This window comes from Gottfriedia endophytica (assembly GCF_017814275.1).
In the GTDB taxonomy this organism is placed as follows: Bacteria; Bacillota; Bacilli; order Bacillales; family Bacillaceae_G; genus Gottfriedia; species Gottfriedia endophytica.
The window spans coordinates 25,213-49,420 of the sequence record NZ_JAGIYQ010000014.1 but is presented as its reverse complement, the minus strand read 5'-3'; the positions used below and the strand labels follow the sequence as shown (position 1 = coordinate 49,420).

Here is a 24,208-nt window from a genome sequence, read left to right as displayed (position 1 = left end):
TGAATTCTATTAGTAGATTAACTAATGGAATTCACTCTTTTTGATGAAATATTAAACTTATTAATGGTTTTCTAAGAAGTCAATTTGACATATTTGGTAATCAGTCAATGAAACGAGCGATCTCATCAATCTCTTTTCTTTGTGGAGCTTTTGCATCACGCTCAGGGTAGCCAAGAGCTAAAACAAGGTTAATTGTTTTTTCTTTTGTAATATCTAGAAGCTCTGCTATTTCTTTTTGAGCTAACAGTACAGGTCCTGTCATTGGACAAGTTGCAAGTCCTTTTGCGTGAGCAGCCAACATGATATTTTGAGCGGCAAGAGTACTGCTTTTAATACCCTCTTCATGCCAAACGGAGTCATCTACAAATCCTATTGGATCAAATATTTTTTCACGAAACTTTGATTCGTATGGTGTAGCAAGACAAATAATGAGTGCAGGTGCACCTGAAAATGCTGTTGCATAAGGACCGAATGAACGAAGTAGTAGCTTTCCTTCTTTTTCTTTTCCATCCTGCTTTGCGTTTTCTGCAATATTTCGCAGTGCATCCCAAGTATACTCTTCAATTTTTGCTATCATTTCTTTATTTCTTATTATAACAAATTCCCATGTTTGAGAGTTTGTATCGCTAGGAGCGTAACGTGCACAATCTAAAATTTCATGAATGTCCTCATTAGTTACTGGACGATCTACATAGTTTCGGATACTTCGTCGAGTTTTAATTAATTCCTTTACTTCTTGAAAATTCATACAACCATCTCCTGAATCTTATTTACTATTATAAATTTGATATGAATAATTGATAAAAACACAGACTTCTTTCATTTTAACATTGGTTAAATGAAATTAAAAAGATGAATTTTTGCGGATAGGCAAAATGTCATTAATATATTCGGTAGATATAGTTCGAATTACTCGTTTTAATCTTGTTCTTATCAGATTAAGAGGAATTTTATATGAAAAATGAATGATAAATAAAAATGTCGAAAATTCTCTGCTTGAATAGCTAAACCATGGACTAAACGTGTCGATATAACATATGTAAGGAAGCCTACGTGAAAAGCTCGAGATTTTCTCAAAGGTTTCTAAATAAATGAGTGTTCACAAGGAAGTGGACAAACATATTCAAGGAGGAAATTAAAATGATTATCAATCACAATATTGCAGCGTTAAACACTTCTCGTCAATTAAACAATGCTTCAGGCGCACAAGCTAAATCAATGGAAAAATTATCTTCAGGTCTTCGTATCAACCGTGCAGGTGACGATGCAGCAGGTCTAGCAATCTCTGAAAAAATGCGCGGACAAATCCGTGGATTAGACCAAGCTTCTCGTAATGCACAAGATGGTATCTCTCTTATCCAAACTGCTGAGGGTGCATTAAACGAAACTCACGATATTCTACAAAGAATGCGTGAATTATCAGTTCAATCTGCGAATGATACTAATACTGGTCAAGACCGTCAAAACGTTCAAGATGAAATGACTCAATTAAGTAAAGAAGTTGACCGTATTGCTAATACGACTCAATTCAATACTAAAAACCTTTTAGATGGATCTATGGGAGCTGGCGTAGGTGCAGCTGTTCAAAATATTAATAAGAGTGATGCTTTAACTAATGGTGTTGGTGCTGCAGCGGCTTCAAATACGCTATTAACTGGTTTAGGAGATACTAATTCTAATTCATTAGGAATCGCTGTTGGAGATAAAATTACTATATCTTATGTGAAAAATGGTACTACAACTACTAATACAGTTACTGTAACTTCAACTACAGATATTGCATCTTTAGCTGGAAGCTTTGCATCATCAGACTTAACTATGAGCAATGGTTCAATGATTGAAACTGCAAGTACAGGTGGTACTGCAGCTGCTATTAATGGAATTACTATAACAGTTAAAGATGCTACAGGTAATATTAGAAACTCTGCAACAAATGCATTATCAAGCTTCCAAGAAGTAACTGCAGCTAAAAACATGCGTGCTGACGGTAGTGCTACATTCCATATTGGTGCAAATGCTAACCAAAACTTAAACTTAGATATTAATGAAATGACTGCTTCAGCTCTTGGAGTTGCTGGTTTACAAGTTACAAATCAAGGACAAGCTAATACAGCAATGAAAGTTATTGATACTGCGATTCAAAAAGTATCTGCTGAGCGCTCTAAACTTGGATCTTTCCAAAATCGTTTAGAACATACTATCAATAACTTAGGAACTTCATCTGAAAACTTAACTGCTGCAGAATCACGTGTTCGTGACGTAGATATGGCTAAAGAAATGATGAACCAAACTAAGAACTCTATCCTTTCTCAAGCTGCTCAAGCGATGTTAGCTCAAGCTAACCAACAGCCACAAGGTGTACTTCAATTATTAAGATAATAATTGTTTTTACCTTAATAGTATTTAAATAAATAAATCTCCCAATTTTTTGGGAGATTTATTATTATTAAAATTAATATTGTTATAAAATAATGAAATTAATAACTATTAAAAAAATAGTATATGTTAATAATTGGATAATTGTTTAATGCTAGTTTAAAAACTTTATTTTTTCTCTTCTAAGAATTGTAGATTAATAAAATTTAAGGAGAAATCAGATGAGCTTCATAGATCAAAATATAAATTTACTCTCAAAAAACCCTAACCATTGGATTGGTAAAAATAATGAAAATGATTCTCAGACACTATTCATTAATAGGGACAATAGCGGTAACGAATTCCTATTTAAAAATAACGAAATATTCAAGATTAGAGAAACTCTAGACGAATCACAGAAACCAAACAATTTAAAACGAGAGCTGATTTTTGCAATAGGAATTAATTCTTTTGAAGAAATAAATAGCGTGTATCAAACTATGAGCAAAGAGTCATATCTTATAATAATAGAACCGAATATATCACTATTTAATTACGCATTACACCAAAGAGATCTATCTATTTTTCAGTTTCCAAATATTATAGTTTTTGCTGATGATTTGATCAATTTGCCGTTTTTTTTAGATAATCTTCTATCAACTAATCTGATTTTTTATATAAAAAATATTAGATTATATTTAACAGATTCCTATAAAAATTTCGAGGAAGAAACAAATTTATTCATTGTAAAAAAAATAACTGAGACAGTTAAATATAAAGCAATGGTATATGGGAATTCAATCGAGGATAGTTTAACAGGATTCAAGCACAATATGAGGAATATTAAACAACTAGCACGTTCAAAAAACGTAGCTTCTTTAAAAGGAGCTTTTAAAGATCTACCAGCTATAGTTGTAGCCGCAGGACCATCCTTAAATAAAAATATCAGTTATTTAAAAACAGTAAAAGATAAAGCTATCATTATTGCTGTGGATACTATTTCTAGTAGATTACTGGAAGAAGGAATTGTGCCAGATTTTATTTGTTCAATAGAGAGGGAAAAAGATACTTATACTTATTTTTATGAAAACAAAAATTACCCTAAAGAAACAACTTTGGTAGGCCCACTTCTTCTTTATCCTAAAATTTTTGATGAATTTAAAGGTGATCTTATCATCCCTATGAGAAAAAATGTTGGTGAGTATCTTTGGTTACAAGAAACACTAAATTTACGTGATGACAATACAATTAGTATTGGTCTTTCGTGTGCTCATGTAGCTTTTGGATTCGCTGAACATATTGGTGCTTCACCGATTATACTGGTTGGACAAGACTTGGCATTTGGGGTTTCAAAGGAAGAATCACATGCTGGTGGTACCATATATGATGATAAAAACTTTACTAATGATGTTTTTTCTAAAATAAATGAATTAAAAGTAGATGGCTATTATGGTAAAGAAGTAACTTCAACTGATATATGGATCAATTTCCGTAAATGGTTTGAAAAGGAAATTTTAGATAAAAAATTATTTGTAATTAACTCGACTGAAGGTGGAGCTAAAATAGCCAATACTATACAAAAAGACTTAAAAGATGTAATAGAAGAATATTGTATTCATTATATTTCACCTGTAAAAGAAGTTATAGATTCGACTGCTTCATATCCTATAACGATTGAACAGATGAAACAGTCTTTAGACAGTCAAATAGAATATTTAAGTAGAATTAAAAAGGATTTTGAAAGTCAACTTAATAAATTAAAAAAATTAAAAATTTACGATCATTTTAACCAAAGTGACTTATTGAAAGTTTTAAATAAACTCAACGAAACAGATCGATTTTTTGACCAAATTAAAAATAATTGGTTATTAAGACACAATTTACAGCCAATGATAATGACCACAGTATGGAATCTTTTTGATATTGAACAAGTTTTATCGGCTAATAACTTAAAGAGAAATAAAGAATTACAAGTAGAATTTCTTACAGTTTCTGTCTTCGTAATGGGAGAAATCTTGGCTATTATTGAAAAAAGTTTAAAAAACATTAATTAAAAACTTAAAAATAAGGATTGAATGAATATGACAATACAGAAAATATTAGTAACTGGAGCAGATGGTTTTATTGGTTCTCATTTAACTGAAAAATTAGTTTGTCAAGGACATAAGGTCAAGGCTTTTGTGAACTATAATTCATTTAACTCTTGGGGATGGTTAGATCATACTCCAGAGAATATAAAAAGAGATATCGACGTATTTTCTGGAGATATAAGAGATCCATATGGGGTCAAGAAATCAATGGAAGGTTGTGATGTGGTTCTTCACTTAGCTTCCTTAATAGCCATCCCATATTCATACCATTCTCCTGCCACTTATATTGATACGAACGTAAAAGGAACATTAAATGTAGTTCAAGCTGCAAGAGAATTAGAATTACAAAAAGTAGTTCATACATCAACTAGTGAGGTATATGGAACGGCACAATTTGTTCCGATTACGGAAGATCATCCTCTCAATGGACAATCCCCGTACTCGGCTAGCAAGATTGGAGCTGATCAAATTGCGATGAGCTTTTATTCTTCTTTTGGAGTCCCTGTATCTATAATTCGACCTTTTAATACTTATGGCCCAAGACAATCTGCTAGAGCTGTAATTCCTACAATTATTACACAATTTGCTAACGGTATAGATAAACTTAAACTAGGATCACTCCATCCAACTAGAGATTTTAATTATGTAAAAGATACTGTAGATGGTTTTGTATCTGTAATGAAGTCTGAAAAATCAGTCGGTGAAGTAATTAATATTGGAAGTAATTTTGAAGTTTCTATAGGTGAAACTGTTTCAACGATAGCATCTCTTATGAATGTTCAATATGAAATTGAAACTGACGAACAACGTTTACGCCCTGAGAAAAGTGAAGTAGAAAGATTATGGGCGGATAATTCTAAAGCTAAATCACTATTAGGATGGGAACCTAAATATGGCGGCATAGAAGGGTTTAAGAAAGGATTATCAGAGACTATTGAATGGTTTACTAATAAAGAAAACTTAAAACAATATAAGGCAGATGTTTATAACATATGAGTAAAGTTAATATTCCTCAACTTGTTTCAATTTTAAAGGATATTTTACCGATAGGCTTTAATGCTTTGCACGAGCCGAATCTTAAAGGTAATGAATTAAAATATGTAACAGATTGCATTGAATCAGGGTGGGTATCTTCGGTTGGTTCCTATGTAGATTTGTTTGAAGAGAAATTGGCAGAATTTACTGGAATGAAAAAAGCAATTGTCGTTGTAAATGGTACAGCGGCACTGCATATGTGCCTAAAGTTAGTTGGGGTAATCGAGAATGATGAAGTACTTATTCCAACTTTAACCTTTGTTGCGACAGCAAATGCTGTTACATATTGTGGGGCTATTCCTCATTTTGTTGATAGTGAAGAGGAATCTTTAGGTATAGATCCTATAAAGTTAGATGCTTACCTTGAAGAAATAACGATAATAAGAAAAAATGAGTGTTTTAATAAATTAACGGGAAGAAGAATTAAGGCGTTAGTACCTATGCACACATTTGGACATCCAGTTAATATAGAATTATTAGTAAAAATAGCTGAAAAATACCATCTAGAATTAGTTGAAGATGCAGCTGAATCATTGGGTTCTTATTATAAGGGTATTCATACAGGTAATTTTGGAAAGATTGCTGCATTAAGTTTTAATGGAAATAAAATTGTCACAACAGGTGGCGGTGGTGCCATTTTAACAAATGACTTAGAAATTGCGAAAATGGCTAAACATATAACTACTACGGCAAAGATACCTCATAAATGGGATTTTATACATGATTGCATTGGATATAATTATCGGTTACCCAATATAAATGCTGCGATTGGAGTGGCACAACTAGAGAACATTGATTACTTTCTTACTTCAAAAAGAAAACTTGCCAATCAATATATTGATAGATTAAGTAATGTACAAGGTTTATCTGTTTATAAGGAACAAGAATTTTCAGAAAGTAATTATTGGTTAAATACTATTTTGTTAGATATAAATAACATTTATCAAAGAGATGAAATACTTACAGAACTAAATAATCAAGGAATCATGTCTCGTCCAGTATGGAAATCGTTACATACATTAGAGATGTATAAGGATTGCCCTCGAATGAGTTTAGAGGGGGCAGAGCTCCTAGAAAAAAGAATAATTAATATACCAAGCAGTGTACTGTTAGGGGAGAAATGATGAAAAGAAGGAAAATATGTGTTGTAACGGGGAGTCGTGCCGAATACGGTTTGTTATATTGGCTAATGAAAGAAATTGATGAAGATCCTGAATTAGAATTACAGTTAATCGTTACTGGAATGCATTTGTCCCCAGAATTTGGACTTACTTATAAAGAAATAGAAAAAGATGGTTTTTATATTAATGAAAAAGTAGAGACCCAAGTATCGAGTGATAATAAAGTTGGGGTAGTAAAATCGGTAGGACTGGGAGTTATTGGATTTGCAGATAGTTTGAATCGCTTAAAACCTGATGTATTAGTTGTCCTAGGAGATCGATATGAAATATTAGCAGCTGTACAAAGTGCTATGTTAATGAATATTCCTATAGCTCATTTGCATGGAGGAGAAATAACAGAAGGTGCGATGGATGATAATATTAGACATGCTATTACTAAGATGTCTCATATTCATTTTGTAGCTAATGAAGAATATAAAAATAGGGTAGTTCAACTTGGAGAGATGCCTGATTCGGTATTTAATTATGGGGCTCCAGGGTTAGATAATATTTTTAAACTTAATCTATTAACTAAAGAAGAATTAGAAAACGAGTTGGATTTTCGATTTGATAATCTATCATTTTTAATAACTTTTCATCCTGTAACGCTTGAAGAGAATAGTGTAGAACAAGTAATCGAGTTATTAAAAGCATTAGAGCATTTTCCAAAAGCGAAATTATTATTTACAAAATGTAATTCGGATTCTGAGGGGAATAGAATCAATGAAATCATTCGGGAGTTTGTACAAAGAAATAAGGAGAGAAGTAAACTTGTTGATTCTCTAGGGCAGGTAAAATATCTAAGTGCAATAAAAGCAGTTGATATAGTTGTTGGTAATTCTTCTAGTGGTTTAATTGAGGTTCCAATGCTAAAAAAACCAACTATAAATATTGGGAATCGCCAAGAAGGAAGGCTGATGGCTAAATCAGTAGTAAGCTGTTCATCTGAAGCAGTAGAAATTAAAAATGCGATACAGTATGTATTAACTGATACTTTTCAACAGAAATTAGAATCAACTATTTCTTTGTATGGAAACGGTAAGGCTTCTAATTTAATTAAACAAGAGTTAGGTAGAATTGACTTAAAAAATATCGTAAAGAAAAAGTTTAATAATATAAAAGATTTATAAAATAAGGGGTTTACTATGACAAGAACATACGTTATTGCAGAAGCGGGAGTAAATCATAATGGCTCTCTTGAATTAGCTAAAAAACTTATTGAAGTTGCAAGGGACGCAGGGGCAGATGCTGTTAAATTTCAAACATTTATTACTGAAAATGAAATAAGTATGTATGCACCAAAAGCTGAATACCAACTAGAAAATACGGATGATAATGAATCTCAGTTCGAAATGGTAAAAAAACTTGAATTTAATAAAAGCCAATTTGAAGAATTAATTCATCATTGTAAGAACTGTGGAATCGAATTTATGTCTTCACCATTTGATTTAGAAAGTTTGGACTTATTAGTAAATGAATTTAACCTAAAGACGATTAAAATCCCATCCGGAGAGATTACTAATCCCCTATTATTACTTAATACCGCTATAGCCAACTGTAATATCATTCTTTCTACAGGAATGAGTACGTTAAGTGAAATTGAGACAGCTTTAGCGATACTAGCATTCGGATATATAGAAAAGAGAATCCCTGCTACTATTCAAGAGTGTTTTGATACATATTTCCAACCTACTTCTTTAGAGTTATTAAAAGAAAAGGTAGCTTTATTACATTGTAATACTGAGTATCCAACACCTTATGAGGATGTTAATTTAAATAGTATTGAGACAATTAGAAACACATTTGGTTTAGAAGTTGGGTATTCGGATCATACAGAAGGTATCGTAATTTCTCAAGCAGCTGTAGCAATGGGAGCAACGATTATTGAGAAACATATTACACTGGATAAAGATTTACCGGGGCCAGATCATAAAGCATCTTTAAATCCAAAAGAATTAAACGAATTAATAAAGGGTATAAGAATAATTGAAAAAAGTATAGGGAATGGTAGAAAGGTTCCAACTTCATCAGAATATAAAAATATCCAAATCGCTAGAAAAAGTTTAGTTGCTGCTACTGAGATTAATAAAGGTGATTTATTGTCATGGGATAATGTGACATTTAAACGTCCTGGTACAGGGATTAGTCCAATGGAGATTTTTAAAATTCTTGGAAAACGATCAAATAGAGCTTATGAATACGATGAGGTTATAAAAGATATATGATAGTTACTTATGAAGAAGCAATTAGAATTTACGAATCTTTTCCGGATAAAGTAAAAGCACCAACACTTCATCCAGAGTATGTAATGATTGACTCATATAGAGACCAATCCATTCAACCAGAATTTTTTGTATATAAAGAAGAACAGGATATCTTCTATTTACCTATACATATAAGTAATTATCGGAATATAACTGATATTCAATCACAATATGGATATGGAGGTTCAATAAGTAATACTGAATCCAAAGAATTTATTAAAAGGGCTAATAATGAATTTGTAAAGTGGGCAAATAATAATAGATTCATTGCAGGTTTTTTTCGACTTCATCCAACACTACAAAATTATAATTTTTTAGAAACAGATCACTTTTTTAATAGATATGTAGTTGAAGTAGATTTAACTCCAACTAATATAGAAGAGAATTATAAATATAGAGTAAAAAGAGTTATTAATCGAACTAAAAAAATAAATCATGATACAAAAATAGTCGAAGAAGTAGATTCAAAAGTATTAAATGAAATTTTCCTTTTATATACATCTGCTATGAAAGAAAAAAATACAAGCGAGTTTTATTTTTTTAATAAAAAATACTTTGAAAGTTTAGTTAACTGGTCCCATTCATTTATTTGTACTAGTCATTATAACGGGGAACTAGTAGGTGTTAATATTTACATTTGGGACGGAGAAGAAGTTAATTATCACTTAGGTTGTACTAATGACATGGGTAAAAAGTTTGGAATTTCTTTTTTAATGATGAAAAAAGCTATAGATTTCTCTAAGAAAAGAAACTTTAAGAAGTTGTTACTTGGTGGGGGATTTACAACGAGCGAAGATGATTCATTATTACATTTTAAAAAAGGATTTTCAGATAAATTACTAGAGTATCATATAGGTAGCCAAATCTATAGAAAAAATCAATATAGAAAATTAAAAGAAGAGTATAAAAAAAATAATTTAGATACAAATAAGATTTTATTTTATAGGGAGAATTAACAATGGCATGGGACGAAGTTTGGGAGAAAATATTTAAGAATCAAGAATGGGGAAAGTATCCTTCTGAAGATGTAATTAGATGTGTTGCAAGGAACTTTTATAAAGTAGAAAATAGGCAGGAAATAAAAATTTTAGAAATTGGCTGTGGTACTGGAGCAAATTTATGGTTTGTGGCTAAAGAGGGATTTTCTTGTTATGGGATTGACGGATCAGCGGAAGCGATAAAGATAGCAAGTGAAAGAATTAATAATGAATTTCCATATGCAAAAGTAGAATTGAAAATTGGGGATTTTTCTAGTCTTCCATATGAAGATAATATGTTTGATTTAATTATTGATAACGAAGCTATATGCTGTAACGAATTTAATGATTCTATAAAAATATATGAACAGATTCATAAAAAACTAAAGAATGGTGGGTTATTATATACAAAAACTTTTGCTGAAGGCAGTTGGGGATTTAATACAGGGGAATTAGTAGGCTATAATGCATGGATTGTTGACGAAGGCCCTTTAAAAGGTAAAGGTTACTCAAGATTTACAAAAAAAGAAGACATACCTAAACTGTTAAAAGGTTTCTCAATTAAAGAGTTAGAGATGGTTAGTAGGACAGCGGACAATTTGCAACAAGAAGTGAAAGAATGGGTTGTAATAGCAAATAAAGAAACCTATTGAAAAGATAACTGGTAGATGATAGTAAGGAATTTCTTTTTATGAATAAAAAATTTACGTTGTACTAAATAAACTAGGTGTCAATTTGATAAGGGTTAAAAAGATGTAAGCCTAATCTATAAGTAAAAATATACACCTAGACAAGCGGGGGCAAAAACAATGAGAACTTATAGTTTCAATATCCAACCACACGAAGATATCGAACTAGGTTACTTAAGAAATGAACTAGACTATTATGTTACTTTACCTAACGAAGGGATAAATTCAGAAACTGGATTGATCTTATCAATACCCGGTTTTGGTGGAATTGCTAACTCAGAATATTATTTAGAAAAATTAAACCCGTATCTTGCTGATAAGTACAATTGTATTGTTGTGTCATTAAATTATTTTGGGATATTTAGGGGATTAGAAATTAATCTAGATGAGCATTTCGTTATTAATATGGAAAAAGTTTATGGAGTTTCGAGGGAATATTGGAATGAAATATCTTCCAAAAATGATTTTTATCTGAAAGTAGTTCAAATTTTAGAAAGTAAAGGGTTAAATTCATTAGACCCCCGCTGTCAAGCGTTAATGGTAACAGCGCGAGAGGAATATCAGTCTTTTGGATTTTTACCTGCTATAGATTGTCTTACAGTACTTGGGGATGTTCTTAAAAAATACCCTAATATAAATACCAGAAAAATTATTGCATACGGAAGCTCATACGGTGGTTATATAGCTATGCTTTGTGGGAAATATGCACCTAATACCTTTTCTGTAGTAATAGATAATTCGGGGTTTTCACTTGCTGAGATGAAAAATATTGTAGGTAGGGAAATTTTTGCGAATGATTACGTTGCTAATATAAATTGGAATAATAAGAATTATTCTATCCCATTCGCATATAACAATCCTTGGACAATCTTAGATGAAACATCTCCGAGATATTTTGGGGATGCTAATAAATTAATTCGAAGTTTGTTAGTTAGCGAACATAGAGTAAAATCTGATACTCGTTATTATATATTTCATTGTGAAGAGGATGAGATTGCTTCAGTTGATGATAAAGATAGATTAGTAGCATTGCTATCAAATTATAATTATACATACTATAAACGTATTACTAAAGATGACATTGATGGTAATCTCTTTAAAAAATATGGTCACGCAATGGATGCATCCTTGCGTAAGCTTTTCGATCATGTTGTGGAACTAGACAAGGAAAATGGATTACTAAAAGAAAAAAGAACAAATGATTTCTTAGATAATGAAGGTAAATCATTTAACTGCGGAAGTAAAAACTATGTGTTTAACTTTAATGAGAATTTCACGATAAATGCAAAAATAATAAATAATATAAAAACAGATTACAAATTAATTAGTTCATTTCAGGTTATGTCTGGTATTTTAGATATTACCCACACAATGAATGATGGATTTGATTATGTTATTTCAAAGATATCTACTGGAAAATACCATGAAGCTATTGGGGTTATGCAGGATATACTTGATGCTTATAGTGCAATAGAACAGCAAGTTAATAAGTTTGAAAAAAATTTACCACAAAACAATATTAAGACTTTAAATGAAGAATTAAAAACGTCTCTTTTGGAAATGATCGGGTATTTCGAGAGTGATAGTTGGAAATTGGTTGAAGATAAACTTTTGAAACATGTAGTACCTCAATTTATGTTATGGAAGAATGAGTTGAATGATATTTTTTCGCTTTATATAGCTAGTTAAAAAAGGCGCTTTGAAAGGGAAAAGACACTCTAAAGTTATAAACTTAGATTGATAGAAAAACTCTTAATTTACAGGTTAGAGATGGTAAGTAGAACTATTTTTAATACAGGGAATTAAGAATAAATAATGCTTATTAGGTGGTAAGTACCTATGATATATGATGTTAACAAATTACTACTATTAAAGAACAGTACTATTTTAGAAGCCTTAAAAATCATAGATGAAGGTGCTCTTCAAATTGCATTTGTAATTAATGAATATTCTCAACTAGTTGGTTCTGTTACGGATGGAGATATAAGACGTGCAATCCTAAAAGGAAGTACTCTACATGAACCAGTGGGAAAAATAATGAATGAGAATCCAGTATACTTGTTTAAAAATGAAATATATAGTTCTACAAGTATAAAGGAAATTAAACTAAAAGGAATTCGCGTTCTTCCATTATTAGACCCTAATCGTAGAGTGATAGATTTTACTCTTATAGAGGACATGCACTCAAATATTCGACAACAAAATGCTGTGGTTATTATGGCTGGAGGATTAGGCTCAAGATTAATGCCATTAACAAATGATATACCTAAGCCTATGTTAAAAGTAGGAGATAAGCCTATTCTAGAAACGATTATTGAACGATTTAAGAGCCAAGGGTTTTATAACTTTTATTTATCAGTTAACTATAAAAAAGATGTCATTAAAAACTACTTTAAAGATGGGGACGAGTTTGACATCATAATCAATTATATTGAGGAGGAGTTTCCTTTAGGTACAGGAGGAGCTCTTAGTAAGCTACCACAGAGCATTACAGATCCAATCATAGTAATGAATGGTGATATTTTAACTAACATGAATTTTAATCAACTAATACAATTTCATCAAGAAAACCAATCAAGTGCAACAATGTGTGTGCGTGATTATGAATTCCAAGTCCCCTATGGAGTAATTAAAACATTGAATCAAAGATTGATAGGGATAGAAGAAAAACCTATTCATCGAAATTTTGTTAATGCTGGGATATATTGTATAAGTCCTGATATGTTGCAAATAATTCCTTGTAATACTTTTTATAATATGACAGACCTTTTTCAAGATACAATAAATTTATCTAAAGAGACAACAGTTTTTCCAATTCGTGAATTTTGGTTAGATATTGGACAAATGCAAGATTATGAAAAAGGCAATCAAATATATAAAGAAATTTTTCAACAAGATCAGCAAGTAGAGAAAAAGGAAGGTTATTATGTTACACAATAAAAAGATCCTTGCAATTATTCCTGCTAGAGGCGGATCAAAAGGCGTAAAAAGAAAAAATGTTAGACTTCTAGGGGGGAAGCCTTTAATAGCCTGGACTATAGAAGAAGCCTTAAAATCAGAATATATAGATAGATTGGTACTATCTTCTGATGATGAGGAAATAATTCAATGTGCATTAAATTATGGGTGTGAAGTACCTTTTGTTAGGCCAATTGAACTAGCTAAGGACACAACCCCTGGAATTGATGTTGTACTTCACGCGTTAAATAGTATAAAAGAATATGATTATGTGGTTTTATTACAGCCTACCTCACCATTTCGTTCCGTGGATGATATCGACAATTGTATTTACGATTGTATCAAGAATGAAGTAGATGCTTTAGTTTCTGTTGTTGAAGTTGATAAACCCCCACATTGGATGTATCGATTGGATGGTCAAAGCAAATTACATCCATTACTTGAAGAAAATAATAATTATTCAAGAAGACAGGACATTCCTACAACCTATTCTTTAAACGGGGCCGTATATGTTGCGAATGTAAATTGGCTAGTTCTGAATAAATCTTTCTTAGGGGAAGAAACAAAAGGCTACGTGATGCCAAAAGAACGTTCTGTTGATATTGATAGCGAATTTGATTTTTTATATTGTGAGACATTCCTAAAAACAATTAATAAAATTGATAATGAATAAATTAAAGTGTTTTTTATAACTAAATATAGGCAAGATATTCATTACTACTAAAATAATTATTATTAAATTTCGACCTTTACCTAATATTAGGTAAAGGTCGTTTATTGTTTCATTAGATAAGTTTTTAAGTTTAATTTTAATAATCTATAAGATTTTTAAAATCTATAGATGACTACAAACTTTTATGTTACTACCGATATATGAAGTAGTGTATTTTTTATAAAAGGGAGGAGTCAAGATGTTGAATAATATTTCATCATCTAAAATGGCTGGTCAAGTTCCTAACATCCCTGCACAACAACAAAGCCAAGAAGTAAAAGAGTTTCCGCAAAAAGAGCCAAAAAGTGATAAAGATGATAAACAAGTTCCAAAAGAAAAGCTAGAGAAAGTCATAGATAAGATGAATCAATTCTTAGAACCATCTTATACAAATGTTCAGTTTAAATTACATGAAAAGACACATAGTTATTATGCCGTAGTAGTGAATAGTTCAACGAATGAAGTCATTCGTGAGATTCCTGCAAAGAAAATGTTAGATATTTACGCAGATATGATGACACATATAGGATTATTGGTTGATAAAAAAATTTAGGGGTGAGAAAAAATGGTAGTGAATCGTACAACAGGTTTTAGTGGTGCTATCGATATAGACGCTACTGTCAAAAAACTAATGGATGCTGAAAGAATTCCATTAGATAAATTACAACAACAAAAGCAAACCCTTCAATGGCAGACAGATCAGTATAGAGATATTAATTTGGCATTGGATGATTTCCGAAGCTCAATTGTTACTGGGGTCGGGTTACAATCTACCTTTAATGCGAAAACAGTAACAAGCTCAAATGAAAGTATTGTTTCTGCTGTCTCAAAAGGTGGTACAAGTAATACAATTAATTCAATTGATAGCATTACACAGCTAGCAACGAGCACAAGATGGAATTCTGGAGTGATTTCTAAAAAAGACACTTCTTTAATGCAATCGACTAGTTTGATAAGTGAATTAGATCCAGCGAATTATGCTAATCCATTTTCGTTACAATTCGACGTAATTCCTCCAGGATCACCAGCAGGAACGACACCGACATTAGTGAAAATTGATATTGATCCTACAAAGGATACTATGCAAGATGTTGTTAATAAGATGAATAACTCTGCTTTAGGTGTAAGTGCATTTTTTGATGATAAAACTGGGAAAATGGTTTTAACGAACAATAATACAGGAGCAGGTGGATCAATTGTAGCTCATGATACAGATTCAACCGCAGCGATAGCTCCTGACCCAACTACTGTAGATTTTATGAATACACTAAATTTTTCTGTAGGTGTAAATGGGGAATTAAATACACCTTTAGCTAATCAAGGACAAGATGCAAAATTTACAATCAATGGTTTACCAACTTCTCGATCAACAAATACATTTAGTATAGGGGATGTGACCTATACATTAAAGCAAACATATACACCTGGATCACCAGCTCCAATAACAGTTTCAACTACAACTGATACTCAAAAAATATTTGATTCTGTTAAAGCATTTGTTGATAAATACAACGATTTAATTAAAAAGATCAATGATAAAGTTACAGAGCCAAAGTATCGTGATTTTCCTCCTTTAACAGATGCTCAAAAGGCAGCAATGAAGGATACTGATATAACAAATTGGCAAAATAAAGCTCAAAGTGGTTTGTTACGAAGTGATAGTGTTTTAACGGGTGTATTGAATACAATACGTACTCAATTATATGCTCCAGTCAATGGTTTACCGGGGGCTGTAAAGCAGTTAAGCCAGATTGGAATTACAACAAGTTCTAATTATTTAGATAACGGTAAGTTAATTATTAGTGAAGACAAATTAAAGCAGGCTATTACAAATGATCCTGCTTCGGTTAGTAATTTATTTACAGGTATTGGTACAACAGATAGTACTCCTTCAGATCAACAAGGATTGGCAACGCGATTAAAAACTTCTTTGAAAAGTACTATAGATAGTATTGCACAAAAAGCTGGTAAGGCTTCATACGTTTCATCGATGTATTTACTTGGGAAGAGTATGACAGATTTAAATACTCGTATTAGTAATTTTCAGGATCATTTAACCCAAGTCGAAAATCGTTATTATACTCAATATAATGCAATGGACCAAGCGATTCAAAAGGCAAATTCACAAAGTACATCGCTTTCTCAATACTTTAAGTAATAAATAATGATAATTAAGGTGGTCATGTAAATGGCGATGATGAATCCATTACAAAATTACCAGCAAAATGCAGTCAACACAGCATCTCCTGGTGAATTAACATTAATGTTGTATAATGGTTGTTTAAAATTTATTCATTTAGCAAAACTGGCTATTAAAGAGTCGCGTCTCCAAGACAAAAATACGAATCTTGTAAAAGCTCAAAAAATCATCCAGGAATTAATGATAACTTTAAACATGGAACAAGAGGTTTCTAAACAATTAATGCCTTTGTATGATTATTTGCACCGTCAATTAATTCAAGCGAATATTAAAAATGATATAAATATATTAGATGAAGTAGAAGGATTTGTCGTTGAATTTCGTGATACTTGGAAGGAAGTTATTCAATTAAATCGACAAAAAACATATCAACAAAGTGATCTTATCTAATGGATGTATTTGTTAAACTACATCACGTTACAAAACAATTAGCTGAGCATTTTAAAATCCTTCCACAACAAGATGAACGAGATAAATATATTGAAACAATTCAAAGTTTGTTAGATGAACGTGAGGAATTAATAACGCATCTACAAGTTCCGGTTACAGAAGAAGAAAAATTAATTGGTAAAGAGATTATGGAATTGAATCATGGGATTGAACCTGCCCTGCATAAATTGCGTGAACTAATTAAAATAGACATAAATGGTTTAATGGGAAAGAAAAAAGTACATACACAGTACATCAACCCATACAAATCTCTAAACAATGTCTCAGCCTTCTTCGACAAAAAAGAATAAAACAATCTCTCAAGCATTCCACCACCAAATGGAATGCTTTTCTTTTTTATCTCTACAATTATAATTCTCTACCCATTTCCCAATTTTACTCCTATTTTTCCTTAATCCACCTAACTCTCCCCTCATTTTCCCACTTTTGTCGAATGTATGCAGAAAAAGACGATAAGCTGATTTTGACTTGTCCTATTTAGTTTTGGTATAGTCAAATTGTGGAGAATAAATTTCACAAGTTTCATATTGAAGGGAATGGATTTGAATGCAAGGTAAAGTAAAATGGTTTAATGCAGAAAAAGGTTTTGGATTTATCGAGCGCGAAAATGGAGACGATGTATTCGTACATTTCTCAGCGATCAATTCTGATGGTTATAAATCTTTAGAAGAAGGTCAAGCAGTTAACTTCGAAATCGTTGAAGGTAACCGTGGACCTCAAGCTGCTAACGTTACAAAAATTTAATTTCCGTTAATAAGTAAATTCTTTGCTTATATAGATTCGGACTACAAAGGCTTACTCATATGGGTAAGTCTTTGTTCGTTGTGTAGAAAATTGTAACTTTTCATAAATTGGACAAAATATTAATAGAGGTATAATTCAGAATCGTGTAGAATATATGTAAGGATAGCTTAAAAAGATATAGATAAGTTATCCAGCTCGATGAAGGAGGAATACCTATGTTGTTAAATGTCAGAGGCGAAAATGTTAAAGTGACTCCAGCTATTCGTGATTATGTTGAGAAAAAGTTAGCTCGATTAGAGCGCTACTTTGATCAAGAACTAGATGTAAGAGTAAATTGTAAAGTTTATGCTGACAAGCAACGCATTGAAGTAACCATTCCTGCTACGTATATGCTACTTCGTGCAGAGGAAGCACATAGTGATTTATATGCTGCAATTGATCTTGTAGTTGATAAGTTAGAGCGTCAAATTAGAAAACACAAAACAAAAGTTAATCATAAGCAAAGAGAAAAAGGATCTTTAAAATATATGTTTGCAGCGACAGGTACTGATTCTAGTGTTGCTGTTGAAGACAATGAACACGACATTGAGTTGGTTCGTACAAAACAATTTGATTTAAAGCCAATGGATGCAGAAGAAGCTGTTCTTCAAATGAATATGCTTGGTCATAACTTCTTTGTTTTCTTAAATGGTGAAACAAATAAAACAAATATCGTTTATTCTCGAAAAGACGGCCGTTACGGTCTAATTGAGGCAAAATAATATACAATAAACTAAAGGCTCTTCTATTCACATGGAGGAGCCTTTTCTTATTTTTAGGCTCTTTTCTGTTTTAGGGGTGTTTTTAGATAGGTAAGAGTAGCTGTGGCAATCTTACGGAAAAACTCGCATGGTGTTAGCTCGTCTGTAGAGCTTGAAAATATCAAAAATATAGTATAATAGACCCTATTTTCAGACGAAAATTGGTATTTTCTGAAAAAAGTAATAATTTTTACATAATTCTAACCCTCTTCAAATGACATATGGTTGTCACTTTCTTTCATTTAATGATAAAATTAAATTTGAGTATCTACTTATATTTAATAAATAGGCACTGCTATATTTTAAAGTTGTTTTTTAAGTTCTTTTCTATAGATTGTTGTTTTTAAAAACGTTGAGAAAAAGTTGATTGGAACGGAAGGTGCGAGACTCCTGTGGGAGCAGCGGGACAGATGAGACCCCGCAGGAGCGATAGCGACGAGGAGGCTCATCGCACGCCCCACGGAAAGCGAGCATCCTGTAGTGGAAATCAACTTATCGTATTCTTAAATAGCAACAATTTATTTTAATCAAAGCCAATAAATAAGAACTGTCATTAAAAATTAAAATAAAACTAATACAAATAGAGGAGCGTACAATATGCTTGGATTGTTAAAAAAGGTATTTGACCTGAATCAACGACAATTAAATAGAATGCAAAAGCAAGTTGATCAAATTGAATCTATAAAGGATTCAATAGCTCGTCTTTCTGATGAAGAATTAAAACAAAAGACTGCTGAGTTTCGTGCGCGCGTCGAAAAAGGTGAAACATTAGACGATATTCTAGTTGAAGCATTCGCGGTCGTACGTGAAGGTGCTAAGCGTGTGTTAGGCATGACACCATATCAGGTTCAGCTTTTAGGTGGTATTGCTCTTCATGAAGGTAATATTTCTGAGATGAAGACAGGGGAAGGTAAAACATTAACGTCTACTCTTCCAGTTTATTTAAATGCAGTAAGTGGAAAAGGTGTTCATGTTGTAACTGTCAATGAATACTTAGCTAGCCGTGATGCTCGTGAAATGGGTGAGTTATTCGAGTTTCTTGGTTTAACGGTTGGATTAAACTTAAATAGCATGGATTCTGATGAAAAGCGTGAAGCATACGCGTGTGATATCACATATAGTACAAATAATGAGCTTGGTTTTGACTATTTACGTGACAACATGGTTGTTCACGCAGAAGAACGAGTTCAACGTGGACTGAACTTTGCCATTATTGACGAGGTTGACTCAATTTTAGTAGATGAAGCACGTACACCATTAATTATTTCTGGACAGGCTAAACAATCTGCACAAGCTTATATCGCTGCAAATGCGTTTGTTGGCATGTTGAAAGTAGAAGAGGATTATACGTACGATGTAAAAACAAAATCAGTATTATTAACAGAACGTGGAATTACTCGTGCTGAAAAAGCGTTTGGTGTCGATAATCTATTTGATTTACGAAATGTTAGCTTAAATCATCACATTAACCAAGGGTTACGCGCACATGTTACAATGACGAAGGATGTAGATTATGTAGTGCAAGATGATGAGATTGTCATCGTTGACCAATTTACAGGTCGTTTAATGCAAGGTCGTCGTTATAGCGAAGGATTACACCAAGCAATCGAAGCAAAAGAAGGCGTGAAAATTCAAAACGAAAGTATGACATTGGCGACAATTACGTTCCAAAACTACTTCCGTATGTATGACAAGTTATCTGGTATGACAGGTACTGCGAAAACGGAAGAGGAAGAATTCCGTAACATTTATAATATGAATGTTCTTGTCATCCCAACGAATCGTCCAATTCAACGTATTGATAATTCAGATTTAATCTATAAATCAATGACTGGGAAATTTAACGCAGTAGCAGAAGAAATTGCTAGACGCCATAAAGAAGGTCAGCCTGTTCTAGTTGGTACAGTTGCGATTGAAACGTCAGAATTAATTTCAAATCTGTTAAAACGAAAAGGGATTCGTCATGAGGTATTAAATGCGAAAAACCATGAGCGTGAGGCAGATATTATCATAAATGCTGGTCAACAAGGTGCAGTAACAATTGCAACAAACATGGCTGGTCGTGGTACAGATATTAAACTTGGCGAAGGTGTAAAAGAACTAGGTGGTCTTGCTGTTATTGGTACAGAGCGTCATGAAAGCCGTCGTATTGATAACCAGCTTCGCGGACGTTCTGGTCGTCAAGGTGATCCAGGGGAAACAACATTCTATTTATCGATGGAAGATGAATTAATGCGTCGATTTGGTTCAGATAATTTAGCTGTGATGATGGATCGTCTTGGCTTAGATGATTCACAACCAATTGAAAGTAGAATGGTATCACGTGCTGTTGAATCTGCACAAAAACGTGTTGAAGGAAACAACTACGATGCGCGTAAGCAATTACTTCAATATGATGATGTATTACGTCAACAACGTGAAGTAATTTATGCACAACGTTCTGAAGTAATCGATTCTAACGATTTACAACAAATCGCGAAGAGCATGATTGAAGGGACAATTAATCGTGTCGTTGAAGCACATACACCAAAAGAATTGTTACAAGAAGAATGGGATGTTAAAGGAATCGTTGACTTCTTAGAAGCAAACCTTCTAGATGAAGATGACGTTAAACCGGAACAATTAAAAGTACTTGAACCAGAAGAAATGGTTGAGTTAATTTCTAAGGTTGTCTTTGAAAAATACGAATCTAAACAAGATGCATTACCAGCTGAACAAATGCGCGAGTTTGAAAAAGTTGTATTACTTCGTACAGTTGATAGCAAGTGGATGGATCACATTGATCAAATGGATCAACTACGTGAAGGTATCCATTTACGTGCGTATGCACAAATTGATCCATTACGTGAATACCAAATGGAAGGCTTCGCAATGTTTGAAGCAATGATCGCTTCGATTGAAGAAGAAGTTGCTCGTATTATTATGAAAGCTGAAATTGAGGTAGACGTAGAACTTGAAGCAGTTCAAGGTGAAGCCATTCATGTAAGCAGTGATGGTGAAGGTGAAGTAAAACGTAAACCAGTTACAAAAGGCGAAGAAATTGGCCGTAATGAAGAATGTCCTTGTGGTTCTGGGAAAAAGTATAAAAACTGTCACGGAAAAGGACTATAGAAATAGATAGGGATTAGGAAGAAGGGAAAAGGTTAGAAAACATTTTTCCTTTTTCCTAAGTCCCCTTTTGTATGTAATTAAGTCAGCAGAGGTGTAGAGATATGGAATTAGTAGAAGTAAAACAAGAATTAGACAAGATGGTAAAACGTCTTGAAGCATTTAGGGGGTCTCTTTGACGTCGCTTCAAAGCAAGAAAAGTTAGATGAATTAGAAGCATTCATGTCTGAGCCAGGTTTTTGGGATGATCAAAAAGCGGCACAAAATGTTATTAATGAAGTAAACGCATTAAAAGAAATGGTTCATCAATTCAATGAGTTGTCAGAGACATATGAGAATCTTGAATTAACATATGAACTTGTAAAAGAAGAAAATGATGATGAATTAATGGTTGAATTAGTATCTGAAGTAAAGACATTAACAGTTGATTTAAACCAATATGAGCTACAGTTATTACTAAGTGAGCCATACGATAAAAATAATGCGATTTTAGAGCTTCACCCAGGTGCAGGTGGAACAGAATCACAGGATTGGGGCTCAATGTTACTTCGTATGTACACTCGTTGGGCTGATAAAAAAGGTTTCAAAGTTGAAACACTTGATTACTTACCTGGTGATGAAGCCGGAATCAAAAGTGTAACGCTATTGATAAAAGGGCACAATGCATACGGTTATTTGAAGGCTGAAAAAGGCGTTCACCGTTTAGTACGTATTTCTCCATTTGACTCTTCAGGTCGCCGTCATACTTCATTTGTTTCTTGTGAGGTTATGCCGGAATTTAATGAAGATATTGAAATTGATATTCGTACAGAAGATTTGAAAATTGATACGTACCGTGCAAGTGGTGCAGGTGGACAGCATATCAATACGACTGACTCAGCGGTCCGTATTACACACGTTCCAACGAACACAGTTGTAACATGTCAGTCAGAACGTTCACAGATTAAAAACCGTGAGTCAGCAATGAAAATGTTAAAAGCAAAATTATATCAAAAGAAATTAGATGAACAACAAGCTCAGTTAAATGAAATACGTGGAGAGCAAAAAGAAATTGGTTGGGGTAGCCAAATTCGCTCATATGTATTCCATCCGTATTCAATGGTTAAAGACCATCGTACAACTACAGAGGTTGGTAATGTTCAAGCTGTAATGGATGGCGATCTTGATCCATTCATTGATTCTTATTTACGTTCAAAAATATAAAGATAAGCCTTAAAGTACCTGTTCTCTCCATTTGGGGATGACAGGCACTTTTTTGTGGAGAATTATCTAAAAAACATGACTAATAAAAATAGAAAGAAAAAGAAATTTGGGGGACAACTGTGGTTAAGTCAAAAAAGGGGTTTAATTTGCGTAGTGGATTAGGTCGCACGATCTTGGAATATGTATACATATTAATTGGTTCAGCTATTATTGCAACTGCATTTAACGTGTTTTTATTACCAAATAAAATTGCTTCCGGTGGGGTAAGTGGTATTTCTACCATTTTAAAGGTTTTATTTAATTTAACGCCAGCGTATGTTCAATGGGCATTTAATATTCCTTTATTTATAGCTGGCGTGATCTTTTTAGGGAAACAGTTCGGTGTAAAAACACTTGTTGGGACAATCTTTTTACCATTTGTTATTTTGTTAACACAACATATCGAACCTGCAACACATAATCCACTATTAGCTGCTATATTTGGCGGATTATTTATTGGTTTAGGTTTAGGAATTGTCTTTCGTGGCAAGGCTTCAACTGGAGGAACTGATTTAGCAGCGCAAATCGTTCATAAATACACAAATCTATCACTTGGATTGTGTGTGGCTGTGATTGATGGATGTATCGTGATATCAGCAGCAATTTTCCTTAATTTAGAAAGTGGAATGTATGCTTTAATAGCACTTTTTGTAACAAGTAAAACAATTGATTTAGTTCAAATTGGATTTGGACGTTCTAAGATGGCTCTTATTATTACATCAGAAGAAGAATTAGTTAAAAATGCGATCATCCATGAATTGGACAGAGGTGTAACGAAGCTATCTGGATATGGTGGATATACCAATCATGAAAAGGGAGTACTGATGTGTGTAATGGATCAGTCGGAATTTTCATTCTTACGTGATATTGTGCTGTCCATTGACAGTAGTTCTTTTGTAATCGTTGTGGATGCAACTGAGGTACATGGTGAAGGATTCACAGTTTTGACATAAAAAAACAGGGAAAATTTTCCTGAACAGTAGTAAACTGAAAGTAGAAAATAGATACTTCTAAAAGGGGAGTTCAAGATGAAAAAGTTTATAATCACGGCATTAGCTGGTGGAATGCTTCTTGGCTTATCTGCATGTGGATCGAGCAATAATGGCACATCTAAAAACAATACAGCATCAGCTTCAGGAGAAGAAGTTTTTAAACAAAGCTGTTCTAGTTGTCATGGAGATCAACTTCAAGGAAATATAGGACCGAATTTACAGCATATTGGTGCTAAATATTCTGAGAAGGATATTACAAACATTATTGCTCAAGGTAGAGGCGGAGTTATGCAACCTGGAATCGTTCAAGGCGCCGATGCAAAAGCTGTAGCTAGTTGGTTAGCAACAAAAAAATAATCGGTTAAATAACTGTTTGTCACGCTGTTGACAGACGGTTATTTTTTTTTGTTCTCATAGACGGAGGGGTCTCCG

The 24,208-nt window shown here is 32.8% G+C and carries 22 protein-coding genes; 21 read left to right on the top strand and 1 reads right to left on the bottom strand.

Going from position 1 to position 24,208, the window contains the following annotated elements:
* Positions 1–100: 100 nt before the first annotated feature.
* A complete protein-coding gene (locus J5Y03_RS16400; RefSeq protein WP_209407084.1) occupies positions 101–748 on the bottom strand; it encodes a nitroreductase family protein in 648 nt (215 codons plus the stop codon).
* A gap of 392 nt (positions 749–1,140) precedes the next feature.
* Between J5Y03_RS16400 and J5Y03_RS16395 the strand changes: the two genes are divergently transcribed.
* The 21 genes from J5Y03_RS16395 to J5Y03_RS16295 all read left to right on the top strand — a co-directional run bounded on the left by J5Y03_RS16395 (position 1,141) and on the right by J5Y03_RS16295 (position 24,133).
* Positions 1,141–2,379 (top strand): flagellin N-terminal helical domain-containing protein, encoded by a 1,239-nt coding sequence (locus J5Y03_RS16395; RefSeq protein ID WP_209407083.1) that lies wholly within the window; start codon positions 1,141–1,143, stop codon positions 2,377–2,379.
* A 218-nt stretch (positions 2,380–2,597) separates the two neighbouring features.
* The gene (locus tag J5Y03_RS16390; RefSeq protein ID WP_209407082.1) at positions 2,598–4,409 is read left to right on the top strand and encodes a motility associated factor glycosyltransferase family protein; all 1,812 of its coding nucleotides are present in this window, start codon (positions 2,598–2,600) and stop codon (positions 4,407–4,409) included.
* A gap of 21 nt (positions 4,410–4,430) precedes the next feature.
* The gene (locus J5Y03_RS16385; protein WP_209407081.1) at positions 4,431–5,441 is read left to right on the top strand and encodes an NAD-dependent 4,6-dehydratase LegB; all 1,011 of its coding nucleotides are present in this window, start codon (positions 4,431–4,433) and stop codon (positions 5,439–5,441) included.
* Complete coding sequence (locus tag J5Y03_RS16380) at positions 5,438–6,604, top strand: LegC family aminotransferase (protein WP_209407080.1); 1,167 nt, start codon at positions 5,438–5,440, stop codon at positions 6,602–6,604. Before J5Y03_RS16385 ends, J5Y03_RS16380 begins: the two co-directional genes overlap by 4 nt.
* Entirely contained in the window at positions 6,604–7,770 is a 1,167-nt protein-coding gene (neuC, locus tag J5Y03_RS16375) for a UDP-N-acetylglucosamine 2-epimerase (protein WP_209407079.1), read from the top strand. The genes J5Y03_RS16380 and neuC overlap by 1 nt, the downstream gene beginning before the upstream one ends.
* A 15-nt stretch (positions 7,771–7,785) precedes the next feature.
* Positions 7,786–8,865, top strand: a complete 1,080-nt coding sequence (gene neuB, locus J5Y03_RS16370) for an N-acetylneuraminate synthase (RefSeq protein WP_209407078.1) — start codon at positions 7,786–7,788, stop codon at positions 8,863–8,865.
* Positions 8,862–9,860, top strand: coding sequence for a hypothetical protein (locus J5Y03_RS16365; RefSeq protein ID WP_209407077.1), 999 nt, complete (start codon positions 8,862–8,864; stop codon positions 9,858–9,860). Before neuB ends, J5Y03_RS16365 begins: the two co-directional genes overlap by 4 nt.
* 2 nt (positions 9,861–9,862) lie before the next feature.
* On the top strand, positions 9,863–10,534 hold the full coding sequence (locus J5Y03_RS16360; RefSeq protein WP_209407076.1) for a class I SAM-dependent methyltransferase: 672 nt from the start codon (positions 9,863–9,865) through the stop codon (positions 10,532–10,534).
* A 156-nt stretch (positions 10,535–10,690) separates the two neighbouring features.
* Positions 10,691–12,259, top strand: coding sequence for a DUF2920 family protein (locus J5Y03_RS16355; protein ID WP_209407075.1), 1,569 nt, complete (start codon positions 10,691–10,693; stop codon positions 12,257–12,259).
* Between the two features lie 150 nt (positions 12,260–12,409).
* Positions 12,410–13,510, top strand: a complete 1,101-nt coding sequence (locus tag J5Y03_RS16350) for a nucleotidyltransferase family protein (protein ID WP_209407074.1) — start codon at positions 12,410–12,412, stop codon at positions 13,508–13,510.
* Positions 13,497–14,201 (top strand): acylneuraminate cytidylyltransferase family protein, encoded by a 705-nt coding sequence (locus J5Y03_RS16345; protein WP_209407073.1) that lies wholly within the window; start codon positions 13,497–13,499, stop codon positions 14,199–14,201. The genes J5Y03_RS16350 and J5Y03_RS16345 overlap by 14 nt, the downstream gene beginning before the upstream one ends.
* A 238-nt stretch (positions 14,202–14,439) precedes the next feature.
* Positions 14,440–14,793, top strand: a complete 354-nt coding sequence (gene flaG, locus J5Y03_RS16340; RefSeq protein ID WP_209407072.1) for a flagellar protein FlaG — start codon at positions 14,440–14,442, stop codon at positions 14,791–14,793.
* 12 nt (positions 14,794–14,805) lie between these two features.
* Positions 14,806–16,398, top strand: a complete 1,593-nt coding sequence (locus J5Y03_RS16335) for a flagellar hook-associated protein 2 (RefSeq protein WP_209407071.1) — start codon at positions 14,806–14,808, stop codon at positions 16,396–16,398.
* Positions 16,399–16,428: 30 nt separating this feature from the next.
* The gene (gene fliS / locus J5Y03_RS16330) at positions 16,429–16,830 is read left to right on the top strand and encodes a flagellar export chaperone FliS (RefSeq protein ID WP_209407070.1); all 402 of its coding nucleotides are present in this window, start codon (positions 16,429–16,431) and stop codon (positions 16,828–16,830) included.
* Entirely contained in the window at positions 16,830–17,180 is a 351-nt protein-coding gene (locus J5Y03_RS16325) for a hypothetical protein (RefSeq protein WP_209407069.1), read from the top strand. Before fliS ends, J5Y03_RS16325 begins: the two co-directional genes overlap by 1 nt.
* A 256-nt stretch (positions 17,181–17,436) precedes the next feature.
* The gene (gene cspD, locus J5Y03_RS16320; RefSeq protein ID WP_209407068.1) at positions 17,437–17,634 is read left to right on the top strand and encodes a cold-shock protein CspD; all 198 of its coding nucleotides are present in this window, start codon (positions 17,437–17,439) and stop codon (positions 17,632–17,634) included.
* A 215-nt stretch (positions 17,635–17,849) separates the two neighbouring features.
* A complete protein-coding gene (hpf, locus tag J5Y03_RS16315; RefSeq protein WP_209407067.1) occupies positions 17,850–18,395 on the top strand; it encodes a ribosome hibernation-promoting factor, HPF/YfiA family in 546 nt (181 codons plus the stop codon).
* Between the two features lie 636 nt (positions 18,396–19,031).
* A complete protein-coding gene (secA, locus tag J5Y03_RS16310) occupies positions 19,032–21,545 on the top strand; it encodes a preprotein translocase subunit SecA (protein ID WP_209407066.1) in 2,514 nt (837 codons plus the stop codon).
* A 101-nt stretch (positions 21,546–21,646) separates the two neighbouring features.
* A protein-coding gene (prfB, locus tag J5Y03_RS16305; RefSeq protein ID WP_209407065.1) for a peptide chain release factor 2 occupies positions 21,647–22,745 on the top strand; the annotation gives its coding sequence in 2 pieces (ribosomal slippage) (positions 21,647–21,718 and positions 21,720–22,745; 1,098 coding nt in all).
* 119 nt (positions 22,746–22,864) lie between these two features.
* The gene (locus tag J5Y03_RS16300) at positions 22,865–23,737 is read left to right on the top strand and encodes a YitT family protein (protein ID WP_209407064.1); all 873 of its coding nucleotides are present in this window, start codon (positions 22,865–22,867) and stop codon (positions 23,735–23,737) included.
* Between the two features lie 75 nt (positions 23,738–23,812).
* Complete coding sequence (locus tag J5Y03_RS16295; protein WP_209407063.1) at positions 23,813–24,133, top strand: c-type cytochrome; 321 nt, start codon at positions 23,813–23,815, stop codon at positions 24,131–24,133.
* Positions 24,134–24,208 lie beyond the last annotated feature (75 nt).